Source organism: Shinella curvata, from assembly GCF_022899935.1.
Classification (GTDB): Bacteria; Pseudomonadota; Alphaproteobacteria; order Rhizobiales; family Rhizobiaceae; genus Shinella; species Shinella curvata.
The window spans coordinates 266,270-278,152 of the sequence record NZ_JALJCJ010000003.1; the positions used below are offsets into that span (position 1 = coordinate 266,270).

An 11,883-nucleotide genomic window follows, 5' to 3' on the forward strand; every position below is an offset into this window, starting at 1 on the left:
CACAGCAACCCCGCTTGCAAGGCGCATCCGCACCGCGCCACACGCACCATCCATCCCGCCCGCCTCCCCTCCGACGAAAAATTCGCCGCGTTTGCGTTTTGACGTTTACGCAAACGTCAAAGTTTTATAGTATCCAGACCTAAGGAGCGGACTCACGTCCGCGGGATAGGTGAGGAACGCGAGCAATGCCGATCTACAAGGCCCCCGTGAATGACACGCTTTTCATCCTGAACGACGTCCTGTCGCTGGAGCGGTACAACAACCTGCCCGGCTTTGCCGATGCAACGGCCGACATGGTGGAAGCGATTACCGGCGAGGCCGCGAAGGTCGCGGAGGAAGTGCTCTTCCCCGTCAATCTCTCCGGCGATCAGGAAGGCTGTGTCCGCAACGACGACGCCACGGTGAAGACGCCGAAGGGGTTCAAGGAAGCCTATGACCTCTACCGCCAGGGCGGCTGGATGGGTCTTGCCGTGCCGGAAGAATTCGGCGGCCAGGGCCTGCCATATATCCTGCACACCGCCGTCGGCGAATACATGTCGTCGGCCAACATGGCGCTCACCATGTATCCCGGCCTGACGCAGGGCGCGATCGCCGCGATCCTCGTGCACGGCTCCGACGAACAGAAGGCCGCCTATCTGCCGAAGATGGTCGAGGGCACCTGGACCGGCACGATGAACCTGACGGAGCCCCATTGCGGCACCGACCTCGGCCTCCTGCACTCCAAGGCCGTGCCGCAGGCGGACGGTTCCTACAAGATATCAGGCCAGAAGATCTTCATCTCGGCCGGCGAACACGACATGTCTGAGAACATCGTGCACCTCGTTCTCGCCCGCATCGAGGGCGCGCCGGAGGGCGTGAAGGGCATCTCGCTCTTCATCGTGCCGAAATTCATTCTGAAGGACGACGGCATGCCGGGCGAGCGCAACGCGGTTTCCTGCGGCGCGATCGAACACAAGATGGGCATCCACGGCAACGCCACCTGCGTCATGAACTATGACGAGGCCAAGGGCTTTCTCATCGGCGCGGAGAACAAGGGCCTCAACGCCATGTTCGTCATGATGAACGAGGCCCGCCTCGGTGTCGGCCTGCAGGGCCTGTCGATCGCCGAAGTCGCTTACCAGAACGCCGCCAACTATGCCCGCGAGCGCCTGCAGGGCCGCTCGCTGTCCGGCGTCAAGAACCCCGAGGGCAAGGCCGATCCGCTGATCGTGCATCCCGACATCCGCCGCACGCTGATGACCATCAAGGCCTGGACGGAGGGCGGCCGCGCCTTCACGCTGTGGACCGCACTGAAATCCGACATCGCCCACCGCTCCGCCGACGAGAAGGAACGCCAGGCCGCCGATGACATCCTCGGCCTGATGACCCCCATCCTCAAGGGCGTGCTCACCGACAAGGGCTTCGACCATGCCGTCATGGCCCAGCAGGTCTTCGGCGGCCATGGCTATATCGAAGAACACGGCATGAGCCAGTATGTGCGCGATGCGCGCATCGCCATGATCTATGAAGGTGCCAACGGCATCCAGGCGCTCGACCTCGTTGGCCGCAAGCTCGGCATGAACGGCGGGCGCGCCGTCATGGCGCTCTTCAAGGAAATCGGCGACTTCTGCGAGGAGAACCGGGGTGACGAAAAGCTCGCCTATTTCACCAAGCACCTCAAGAAGGGCCTGAACGACCTGCAGGCCGGAACCATGTGGTTCATGCAGAACGCCATGGCCAAGCCCGACAATGCCGGCGCCGGCTCGACCGACTACATGCACCTCTTCGGCCTCGTCGTCATCGGTTACATGTGGGCCAAGATCGCCAAGGCGGCGGAAGCCGGTCTTGCCAACGGCGCGGGCGACCGGGAGGATTTCCTGAAGAACAAGCTGATCACCGCAAAGTTCTTCATGGACCGCCTGATGCCGGAAACCGGCCTGCGCAAGACCCGCATCGAGGCCGGCGCCGATACCACCATGGAACTGGCTGCCGAAGCATTCTGATGCTTCGCCCCTCTTCCCATATGGGGACGAGGGGCTACAGTCGCAGGCCGCGAGCCAGGAATTCTAGGGCGCCTTTGCGCCGCCAGGGAGAAGAGAATGACCGACGTCTTCATCTATGATCACGTGCGCACCCCGCGCGGGCGCGGCAAGAAGGACGGCTCGCTGCACGAAGTGCCGTCCGTGCGCCTCGCCGCCAAGGTTCTGGAAGCGGTGCGCGACCGCAACGGGCTGGATACCGCCAAGGTCGATGACATCGTCATGGGCTGCGTCGATCCGGTCATGGATGCCGGTTCCGTCATCCCCAAGGCCGCCGCCTTCGAGGCTGGTTACTCGACCAAGGCCCCCGGCATCCAGCTCTCGCGTTTCTGCGCCTCCGGCCTCGACGCCGTGAACCTCGGTGCCGCCAAGATCGCTCAGGGTGCCGATGACATCGTCATCGCCGGCGGTGTGGAGAGCATGTCGCGCGTGGGCCTCGGCATGTCCGGCGGCGCCTGGTTCATGGATCCCTCGGTCAATTTTCCGGCCTATTTCATGCCGCAGGGCGTCTCGGCCGACCTGATCGCCACCAAATACGGCTTCTCCCGCGACGACGTCGATGCCTATGCCGTCGAGAGCCAGAAGCGTGCGGCCCATGCATGGCAGAACGGCTATTTCAAGAATTCCGTCGTGCCGGTGAAGGATATCAACGGCCTGACGATCCTCGCCCATGACGAGCACATGCGCCCCGGCACCGATATGCAGGCGCTGGCGCAATTGCAGCCGTCCTTCCAGATGCCCGGCGAAATGGGCGGCTTCGAAGCCGTCGCCATCCAGGCCCATCCGGAAATCGAAGGCATCACCTACGTCCACCACGCCGGCAATTCCTCCGGCATCGTCGACGGCGCCGCCGCCGTGCTGCTCGGCTCCAAGGAAGGCGGCAGCATCCTCGGCAAGACGCCGCGCGGCCGTATCAAGGCCTTCGGCAATATCGGCTCCGACCCGGCACTGATGCTGACCGGCCCCGTCGACGTAACGGAAAAGCTGCTCGCCCGCACCGGCATGACGCTTGCCGACATCGACCTCTTCGAGCTCAACGAAGCTTTCGCCGCCGTGGTGCTGCGCCACATGCAGGCCTTCGACATCCCGCACGACAAGATGAACGTCAACGGCGGCGCCATCGCCATGGGCCACCCGCTCGGCGCGACCGGCGCGATGATCCTCGGCACCGTGCTCGACGAGCTGGAACGCCGCGACCTCAACGTTGCCCTCGTCACGCTCTGCATCGGCGCGGGCATGGGCACGGCGACGATCATCGAGCGGGTTTGAGAGAGGTGAACCACGCCCTTTCCGGTCGTCATCCTCGGGCTTGACCCGAGGATCCACAGCCCGGGGCTGGATGGTCGGGTCAAGCCCGACCATGACGGAAGAGAGGATAGCGTGTGAAGCCAAAGAGATTTCAGGGAAGAGGAATCCCATCATGAGCTACAAGAACTTCACCATCGAGACCGACGCCGACGGCATTGCGCTCGTCACCTGGGACATGCCCGACAAGTCGATGAACGTCTTCACCGTCGAGGTGATGGATGAACTCGACAAGATCATCGACCAGGTCGTGGCAGACAGCGCCATCAAGGGCGCCGTCATCACCTCGGGTAAGTCCTCCTTCTCGGGCGGCGCCGATCTCTCGATGATCAAGGCGAGCTTCGACCTCCTGAAGGATGCGCAGGCGACCGATCCCGCCACCGCCGTGCAAAAGCTGTTCGACGCCACCGGCCGCATGACCTGGCTGTTCCGCAAGCTGGAAACCTCCGGCAAGCCCTGGGTCTCGGCCATCAACGGCACCTGCATGGGCGGCGCCTTCGAAATGTCGCTCGCCTGCCACGGCCGCGTCGCCTCGAATGCCAAATCGGTCAAGATTGCGCTGCCCGAGGTCAAGGTCGGCATCTTCCCCGGCGCCGGCGGCACCCAGCGCGTGCCGCGCCTCGCCAATGCGCAGGATGCGCTGCAGATGATGACCACCGGCTCCTCGCTGACCGGTGCCCGCGCCAAGGCGATGAACCTCGTGCATCAGGTCGTCGAGCCCGATCAGCTCATCCCCGCCGCCAAGCAGATGATCAAGGACGGCCTGAAGCCCGTCCAGCCTTGGGACGAAAAGGGTTTCAAGGCCCCCGGCGGCGGCATCTGGACGCCGGCTTCCGCCCAGCTCTGGCCGGCCGCCCCCGCCATCCTGCGCCGCGAAACATCGGGCAACTATCCGGGCGCGCTCGCCATCCTGAAATGCGTCTATGAAGGCCTGCAGGTGCCCTTCGAGACCGGCCTGAAGATCGAGCAGCGCTACTTTACGCATGTCCTCCAGACGACCGAAGCCTTCTCGATGATCCGGTCGCTGTTCATCTCCATGCAGGAACTCGGCAAGGGTGCCCGCCGCCCGGCCGGCATTCCCAAGGCCGAATTCAAGAAGGTCGCCGTCGTCGGCGCCGGCTTCATGGGCGCCTCCATCGCCTATGTGACGGCCGCCGCCGGCATTCCCGTCGTGCTCATCGACCGCGACCAGGAAGCCGCCGACAAGGGCAAGGCGCATTCTGAGGGCCTCGTCACCGGCGCCATCGGCAAGGGCCGCATGACGAAGGAGGACGGTGAGAAGCTGCTCTCCCTCATCACCCCGACGCCCGACTATGCCGCGCTCGCCGATGCCGATCTCGTCATCGAGGCCGTCTTCGAGGACCGCAATGTCAAGAAGGAGGTCACCGAGAAGATCGAGGCCGTGCTGCGCGAAGACGCCATCTTCGCCTCCAACACCTCGACGCTGCCGATCACGGGTCTCGCCAAGAACTCCAAGCGCCCGAACCAGTTCATCGGCATCCACTTCTTCTCGCCGGTCGACAAGATGATGCTGGTGGAAGTCATCCTCGGCAAGGAAACGGGCGACACTGCACTCGCCACCGCGTTGGATTACGTCGCCGCCATCAAGAAGACGCCGATCGTCGTCAACGACACGCGCGGCTTCTATGTCAACCGCTGCGTCTTCCGCTACATGGCCGAAGCCTATGACATGCTGATCGAAGGCGTGCCGGCGGCAATGATCGAGAATGCCGCCAAAATGGCCGGCATGCCGGTCGGTCCGCTGTCGCTCAACGACGAGGTCGCCGTCGATCTCTCCTACAAGATCTTCAAGGCCTCCATCGCCGATCTTGGGCCGCAGTCCGTCGATCCGCGCCACATGGAGCTGGTGACGAAGCTGGTGGAAGGCGAAGGCCGCCTCGGCCGCAAGGCCGGCAAGGGTTTTTACGACTATCCGCCGAAGCCGGCGAAGAAGAAGCTGTGGCCGGGCCTGAAAGACCTCTACCCGCAGCAGAAGCCCGACGATGTCGATATCACCGTCATCAAGCAGCGCCTGCTCGTCACCATCGCGCTGGAGGCCGCCCGCACCATGGAAGAGGGCATCGTCACCGATCCGCGCGAGGCCGATGTCGGCTCCATCCTCGGCTTCGGCTTCGCCCCCTATACCGGCGGCACGCTGTCCTACATCGACGGCATGGGCGTGAAGACCTTCGTCGCGCTCTGCGAGAAGCTTGCCGCGAAATACGGAAGCCATTTCCAGCCGACGCCGCTGCTCAAGGACATGGCCGCGAAGGGCGAAACCTTCTACAGCCGTTTCGCGCCCGAGGCCAAGAAGGCGGCCTGAGAGCCCGGACAAAAGAGACAGGGAGAGGGGCGGTCTTCGGACCGCCCTTTTTCCTTGTCGATCCGCGCGCTCGGGCAGAAAATAGAATTCCCGCAAGCAGCAAATGAAATGCAATAAAATTGGCTGAAGCGCCTATTTTCAGCAGCCCCCATCAGCCGTATTCAGAAAAAATTTCGCTAACCATTGCGTTTTTCAAAATAAACTTTATATAGAGCCTATCGAAAATTGCTTGCGACCTTTGTCTTCGAGCCTTTAAGCTCTGCCAGATTTCCTTTCATGATCGATCAATAACGGACAAAATATCGTCCGGTTACACTAGCGATGAAAAGGATATCGTTATGAATACAGGTACCGTAAAGTGGTTCAACAGCACCAAGGGCTTCGGCTTCATTCAGCCTGAGGATGGCTCGACCGACGTGTTCGTGCACATCTCGGCTGTCGAACGTGCAGGCATGGGCTCGCTGAACGAAGGCCAGAAGATCACGTACGAGATCGTCCGCGACCGCAAGTCCGGCAAGAACTCGGCCGACAACCTTCGCGCCGCATAAGATTGTCGTTCCTCCTCGCTGACCACGGATGTACTGGCAGCGTCGAGTTCGAATGACGGGAGAGGTCGGGATAGCACCCGGCCTTTTTGTTTCTCGGAGCATTTCCCCTGGAAGTGCCCAAGCCTGGCGGAAACTCCGCAAAGGAGAATGCCATGAGCCGAAAGACCTATGCCACGGGCGACCATGTTCTGTTGAGGGCCGGGCTGTCGCGCAAGACGGCGGACGAACGCACTTGCCGGATCGTCGGTGTTCTGCCAAACGATCATGGCGAGGTGCAGTATCGGGTGCGGCTCGATGGCGAGACCTTCGAGCGGCGCATCGTTGAGAGCGATATCGACGCGGAAGAGACCGCCGCGCCCTCCCCGGCTACGTCGTCGAAAGTTTCTTTCGCAGGAAAAGCAAGTCCGTGGTTAAAACCACTGAACATTCGCGGCGGGAAGTGATAGTAGGCTTCACGGATTTTTATTTTCCGCCACCAATGCGGCCCGGGGCCGCGAGAGAAAGGACATCACTTGCAGGTTCTCGTCAGAGATAACAATGTCGAACAGGCGCTGCGCGTCCTGAAGAAGAAATTGCAGCGCGAAGGCGTTTTCCGCGAAATGAAGGCGCGCAGCGCCTTTGAAAAGCCGTCTGAAAAGCGGGCGCGCGAGAAGGCCGAAGCCATCCGCCGCCAGCGCAAGCTGGCGCGCAAGCAGATGCAGCGCGAAGGCCTGCTGCCCGCACCCAAGAAGGCTGCGCGCACGCGCTAAGCTCTCGGCGGCCGGGCTTTTGCCCGGCCTGTCCCTCTCGGCCATCGCTCCAGGAAGGAGAGATCATGACCGCGACCAAGGATGCATTCTTCAACCCCGTCAAACTTTCGGCCCGCGACAAGGCGGCCGCGACGGATGAAACGGCGCGCACCATTATCGCATCGGAAGCCACCGCCCGTGAAAAGAAGACGGCGCGCCTGCGCGAACTGCGCCTGCAGCAGCAGCCCGCCGAATCTCCGGCCAGCCCTATCGCCAAAACCAAACGCACCACCGCCGCCAAGAAGGCGTGACCCTCACGGCCTGACCGCGCCCACCCCCGTCCTCGAAACGATATCCCGCCATAAATAGCCTTGCCCCGCGCGCCCTGTTTCATCGGAAACAGCGTGCGACGAGCAGACGTGAGACCTTCAGATCACCGGATGAGAGAGGCTCATCCCTATCAAGAGATCAGGAGAGACCCCATGCGCAAGTTCATCGTTTCCGCCACCGTTGCCATCGTCGCCGCCGTCTCCTTCGCGGCCCCCTCGCAGGCCGGTTACTACAGCTACGACTACCAGCCGACCTGCTTCATCAAGAAGATCAAGTCCTACGACTACTACGGCAATATCGTCATCAAGCGCATCAAGGTTTGCCGCTAAGCGACACCCCACTGACCTCCCCGAAGGCCCGGATGTTCCCCTGCATCCGGGTCTTTGTGCTGTCAGCTCTCGCTACCCGGGGAAGCTTCGCGGCGGCAAATTGGAACCGCGCCTCCCGCAACGGAATGAATGGATGATATGTCGATAGGGAGGCACGGGATGCCGGCTCATGCCGGCCGTACAGCGTCGGTCATCCGTACCAGCAGTTCCGCCCGCGTACCCGCAGCACGGCTGGCATAATCGAGCTTGGCGCCCAGGCTGGAGGCCATCGCACCGATGATCTTCGTGCCAAGACCCGTGCCGCGCACGGGGCCCTCGCCGCGCCAGCCGATGCCGTCATCCTCGACGAAGAGCAGCGCGCTATCGGCTTCGAGACGGGTGAAGCCGACACGGACCTCGCCGCCGGCCTCGCCATAGGCGTATTTGAAGGCGTTGGTGACGAGTTCCGTCACGATGACGCCGAGCGAGACGGCACGATCGGTCGGCACGTGCAACGGCTCCAGCACCCGGTTGAGGCGCACATTACGGCCCTGGCCCCGCAGGGAGGTGTCGAGTTCGGACAGCAGCGTGCCGAGATAGGCGCCCATATCGACATGGTGCACGTCTTCGGACGTGTAGAGCCGCCGATGGATGCCGGCAATCGCGGTAATGCGTGCCTGTGTTTCGGACAGTGCTTCCTTCACGGCCGCATCCGATGCGCTCGACATCTGCAGGCGGATCAGCGCCGCAGCCAGCGCCAGCGAATTGCCGACACGATGGTTCACTTCAGCGAGCAGCACCTCGGCGCGGTCCTTGGCCGCGCGGATTTCCTGCTCGGCACGCAGCTTCGCGCGCTTCAATTCGGCATTCTCCAACGCCTGGCCGAGCGCGTTGGCGAGCAGCGGCATGAAGTCCTCACCGACGGACTTGATGACATAGTCCGCTGCGCCCGCCTTGAGCGCCTCAATGGCCACCTGCGCATCGTTCGAGCCGGTGACATAGACGACCGGCACGGCACCCGGAGCATCGGCAAGCTCCTTGAGGAGGGTAAGGCCCGTGCCGGATTTCAGGAAGTGGTCGAGCACGACCGCGTCGATGCCGCCTTCCGAAAAAAGCTCCCGGCCGCGCTCCACATCCTCGGCATGCCGCATCTCATAGCCGAGACGACCGAGCGCGCGCTCTGCCAGCCGCGCCAGGATCGGGTCGTCGTCGATATAGAGGATGCGGACGGGGGCTTCCTTCATTACTGGGTCTCGGGGATCTGGATCACGGAGAAAAACAGGCCGAGCTGGCGGATCGCATGGGCGAAGCTTTCATATTCGACGGGCTTCGTGATGTAGACATTCGCGCCGAGATCGTAGCAGCGCTGGATTTCCCGCTCGTCGTCCGTCGTCGTGAGAATGACCACCGGCAGGCGTTTGGTGTGAGTGTTGGTCTTGATCTTCTGCAGGATATCGATGCCCGACATGTCCGGCAGGTTGAGGTCGAGCAGGATCAGCAGGAACCTGCCGGCGCTGGCGAGGCCCGAGCGATCCGCGCCAAGCACGAAATCGAGCGCCTCCGTGCCGTTGGTGAAGGGCACGACCTCGTTGTGCACGCCGGCGCGGCGGATGTTCTTCTCGATGAGGCGCGCATGGCCCTCATCGTCTTCGATCATCACGATAGTGACTTCCTTGCCCAATCCGTTCATGCCTGCATACTCCTGACAACTTTGCTGAGGTCGGACGGCAGACGAAGCACGAAGGTCGTCCCCTGCCCGAGTTCGGATCTGACGACGATATCACCACCAAGATTGCGCATCAGTGAACGCACATGCGCAAGGCCGATACCTTCGCCGGGCTTGTCCTGCGTGCCCGAGCGTCGGAACAGCTCGAAGACCCGCTCGTGGTCCTCGGGCGCGATGCCGCGGCCATTGTCGGTGAATTCGATGGTGAAACCGGCCCGGCCGGCGTTGCGCGCCTTGACGGAAACACGCAGCGGCCGATCCGGCGATTGATATTTGATGGCGTTGTCGAAGAGGTTGCCGAACACCTGTTCGAGCGACAGGCGGTCGGAAATGACGGTGGGCAGCTTGTCATCGATGGCGATTTCACCGTCGGACTCGCCCACCTGATGATTGACCGCCGCAGCCCCCGCCTCGACAAGCGCCTTGATATCCACACGCTCGATCTTGAGTTCGCGCCGTCCGTCACGCGAAATCTTCAGGATGGCATTGATGAGCCCGTCCATCTTCTTGGTGGAGGAGCGGATGAAACCGATCGCCTCCGGGAGATCCTCGGAGGCGGCGCGGCGTGCCTCGAGGATATCGTCCGCGCTCGGCGGCTTTTCGTCGGCCAGCACATATCCCTGAATGGAGCCGAGCGAGGCCTGCAACTCGCTGGTAAAGCCCATGATGTTGACGAGAGGCGCGCGCAGGTCGTGGGTGACGATATAGGCGAAGCGCTGGACTTCCTGGTTGGCGCGGATCAGTTCCTCCGTCCGCTCGTCGACGCGTTTTTCCAGCGTGGCGTTCAATGTCTCGACCTCGCGGCGCGCGACGACGATGTCACGGGTATATTGCGCGACGATGATCGCAGCGCCACCCAGCACGCCGATGATGGCAATGGCGCCGATGACCGTCGTCCATTGCAGCGCGCCTGCGGACCACAGCGTATCGATGACGCCCTCCTGCAAGTGCCTGTCCGCATCACTCATGATGTCGCCCAGCTGGGTTCTCAGTTCGTCCATGATGATGCGGCCGCGGTCCGTCTTGACCTGCGCGACAGCCTCGGACGAATTGCCTTGGGTGACAGCCTCGACCGTCTCGGCCAGTTCGACGAGCTTCTCCGAAACGAGACGTCTTATGTCAGGTATGCGCTCGGCATAGCGGGGGAAGCGCGCCGCTTTCTCTTCAAGTGACTTCTGCCGCTCCGCAACGGCCTTCAATGCATCATCATAGGGCTTTCGGAAATTCGCCTCGCCGGTGATCACGAAGCCGCGCTGGCCGGTTTCGGCGTCCTTCAGCGTCGAAAGCAGGTCTGCGGCGGAGCTGCGAACCTCGCGCACCTCGATCAATTCCGCAAAGTAGACCTGCACCTTGCTGACAAGCCAAAGCGACGTGCCGACGATGCCGAGCAACGAGATCATGCCCGCCATGAGCAGGATGATGGTCGACCGCACGAATGCGGCGTTCGATATCGGCATTCCACCCCCCGGTTAAGGCTGCCAGCTGGACGGCGACAATATCTTCATCCCGTCTGCGCGCAACCGATGAAAGGGAAAAATCAGGGATTCTTTTGGTTATTTCGCAGCTTAACGCTCATGCACCGGCCGGGGAGCGTCCTCGCAACCTCTCGGTGGCGACGATGATCAGGCCGGCGGAAAAGATCAGCGCCGCCCCGACGAAGACGTTTGCGCCAGGCACATCGCTCCAGATGAGATAACCGAGCGCGAAAGCCCAGACGAGCGAGGTATACTCGAAGGGCGCCAGCACCGAGACAGGAGCCCGGCGCATGCCCTCGAATAAGGCGAACTGGCCGATGCCGGCAAGCACGCCCGTACCGGCCATCAGCAGGACATCGACGGCGGAGATCGGCTGCCAGACGAAGGGCACGACCAGAGCGGTGTAGAAGACGAACAGGCCGCTCGATATGGTCATCTGCACCCGTGTCCGCTCCTGCAGGGCCGTCTTGCGCAGAAGCACCGTCGCAATCGCCCAGAAGATGGCAGCCTGCAAGGCGAGATAGACCGGCAGCGACAGTTCGATCCCCCCGGCCGCGACCCCGCAGGCGACAACCACGCCGACGAAACCGGTCGCGACGGCGAGCCAGCGGTAGCCCGGCACTTTCTCGCCGAGGATCGGCACGGAAAGGATCGTCATGACGATCGGAGAGGCATAATAGAGCGTCGTCAGCTCGGCGAGCCCGAGATCGCGCGCCGCCGTATAATAGGAAAGCCAGGCGGCCAGCAGCAGAAGATTGCGCAGGAACAGCGGCTTGAGCACGGGCGAGTGGCGCGCGGCCCTGAGGATCGGGCGTCCGCCAAAGGCGAAACAGAGCGAAAAGATCGTGACGCTGCGCACGAAAAGGATCTGCCAGACCGGCAGGGCCACCACAAGCCATTTGACGGAGGCGTCCTGCACGGAAAACAGGAAATAGGCGAACGACGTCAACAGAATGCCGGAAGAGACGGTCTTGTGCACGGAAGGAACCTCGACGGCGCGGCAAGGGCACGCCTCTCCTTGATAGCGCGGCGCTCGACGGCGCGAAAGTGGCAGAAAATCACGGGGGAGGAAATTTTTCCCACCCTCTGCCTCAGACACCGCAATCGGCCACGAAAAGTCCG

At 62.5% G+C, this 11,883-nt stretch carries 12 protein-coding genes; 8 read left to right on the forward strand and 4 right to left on the reverse strand.

Translation table 11 applies throughout. The features are described 5' to 3' along the window. Positions 1-185 precede the first annotated feature (185 nt). The 8 genes from MUU55_RS12820 (at position 186) to MUU55_RS12855 (ending at position 7,581) form a co-directional block, all read left to right on the forward strand. Positions 186-1,982 (forward strand): acyl-CoA dehydrogenase C-terminal domain-containing protein, encoded by a 1,797-nt coding sequence (locus MUU55_RS12820; protein ID WP_244761145.1) that lies wholly within the window; start codon positions 186-188, stop codon positions 1,980-1,982. 96 nt (positions 1,983-2,078) lie between these two features. Next, positions 2,079-3,287, forward strand: a complete 1,209-nt coding sequence (locus MUU55_RS12825; protein ID WP_244761146.1) for an acetyl-CoA C-acetyltransferase — start codon at positions 2,079-2,081, stop codon at positions 3,285-3,287. Between the two features lie 148 nt (positions 3,288-3,435). Beyond that, entirely contained in the window at positions 3,436-5,646 is a 2,211-nt protein-coding gene (locus MUU55_RS12830; protein WP_244761551.1) for an FAD-dependent oxidoreductase, read from the forward strand. A 338-nt stretch (positions 5,647-5,984) separates the two neighbouring features. Continuing rightward, entirely contained in the window at positions 5,985-6,194 is a 210-nt protein-coding gene (locus tag MUU55_RS12835) for a cold-shock protein (RefSeq protein WP_244761147.1), read from the forward strand. Between the two features lie 152 nt (positions 6,195-6,346). Next, positions 6,347-6,637 carry a cold-shock protein gene (locus MUU55_RS12840; RefSeq protein ID WP_244761148.1) on the forward strand — a complete coding sequence of 97 codons (291 nt, stop codon included), beginning with the start codon at positions 6,347-6,349 and terminating at the stop codon, positions 6,635-6,637. Between the two features lie 69 nt (positions 6,638-6,706). Beyond that, complete coding sequence (gene rpsU / locus MUU55_RS12845) at positions 6,707-6,943, forward strand: 30S ribosomal protein S21 (RefSeq protein ID WP_117367884.1); 237 nt, start codon at positions 6,707-6,709, stop codon at positions 6,941-6,943. Between the two features lie 65 nt (positions 6,944-7,008). Continuing rightward, positions 7,009-7,233 (forward strand): hypothetical protein, encoded by a 225-nt coding sequence (locus MUU55_RS12850; protein WP_244761149.1) that lies wholly within the window; start codon positions 7,009-7,011, stop codon positions 7,231-7,233. A 171-nt stretch (positions 7,234-7,404) separates the two neighbouring features. Continuing rightward, positions 7,405-7,581: a hypothetical protein gene (locus MUU55_RS12855; protein WP_244761150.1), complete on the forward strand. Its 177-nt coding sequence runs from the start codon at positions 7,405-7,407 to the stop codon at positions 7,579-7,581. 167 nt (positions 7,582-7,748) lie between these two features. Here MUU55_RS12855 and MUU55_RS12860 read toward each other — a convergent pair whose 3' ends face one another. The 4 genes from MUU55_RS12860 to MUU55_RS12875 form a co-directional block, all read right to left on the reverse strand. Beyond that, on the reverse strand, positions 7,749-8,804 hold the full coding sequence (locus MUU55_RS12860) for a sensor histidine kinase (protein WP_244761151.1): 1,056 nt from the start codon (positions 8,802-8,804) through the stop codon (positions 7,749-7,751). Then, entirely contained in the window at positions 8,804-9,250 is a 447-nt protein-coding gene (locus tag MUU55_RS12865; protein WP_280518939.1) for a response regulator, read from the reverse strand. Before MUU55_RS12865 ends, MUU55_RS12860 begins: the two co-directional genes overlap by 1 nt. Beyond that, a complete protein-coding gene (locus MUU55_RS12870) occupies positions 9,247-10,743 on the reverse strand; it encodes a sensor histidine kinase (protein ID WP_244761152.1) in 1,497 nt (498 codons plus the stop codon). The genes MUU55_RS12865 and MUU55_RS12870 overlap by 4 nt, the downstream gene beginning before the upstream one ends. A gap of 115 nt (positions 10,744-10,858) precedes the next feature. Continuing rightward, entirely contained in the window at positions 10,859-11,740 is an 882-nt protein-coding gene (locus tag MUU55_RS12875) for a DMT family transporter (protein ID WP_244761153.1), read from the reverse strand. Positions 11,741-11,883 lie beyond the last annotated feature (143 nt).

Excerpts from the sequence above, each read along its gene's own strand:
- MUU55_RS12820 (WP_244761145.1), top strand. The coding sequence starts at position 186 with ATGCCGATCTACAAGGCCCCCGTGAATGACACGCTTTTCATCCTGAAC.
- MUU55_RS12825 (WP_244761146.1), top strand. The coding sequence starts at position 2,079 with ATGACCGACGTCTTCATCTATGATCACGTGCGCACCCCGCGCGGGCGC.
- MUU55_RS12835 (WP_244761147.1), top strand. The coding sequence starts at position 5,985 with ATGAATACAGGTACCGTAAAGTGGTTCAACAGCACCAAGGGCTTCGGC.
- MUU55_RS12840 (WP_244761148.1), top strand. The coding sequence starts at position 6,347 with ATGAGCCGAAAGACCTATGCCACGGGCGACCATGTTCTGTTGAGGGCC.
- MUU55_RS12850 (WP_244761149.1), top strand. The coding sequence starts at position 7,009 with ATGACCGCGACCAAGGATGCATTCTTCAACCCCGTCAAACTTTCGGCC.
- MUU55_RS12855 (WP_244761150.1), top strand. The coding sequence starts at position 7,405 with ATGCGCAAGTTCATCGTTTCCGCCACCGTTGCCATCGTCGCCGCCGTC.
- MUU55_RS12860 (WP_244761151.1), bottom strand. The coding sequence starts at position 8,804 with ATGAAGGAAGCCCCCGTCCGCATCCTCTATATCGACGACGACCCGATC.
- MUU55_RS12865 (WP_280518939.1), bottom strand. The coding sequence starts at position 9,250 with ATGAACGGATTGGGCAAGGAAGTCACTATCGTGATGATCGAAGACGAT.
- MUU55_RS12870 (WP_244761152.1), bottom strand. The coding sequence starts at position 10,743 with ATGCCGATATCGAACGCCGCATTCGTGCGGTCGACCATCATCCTGCTC.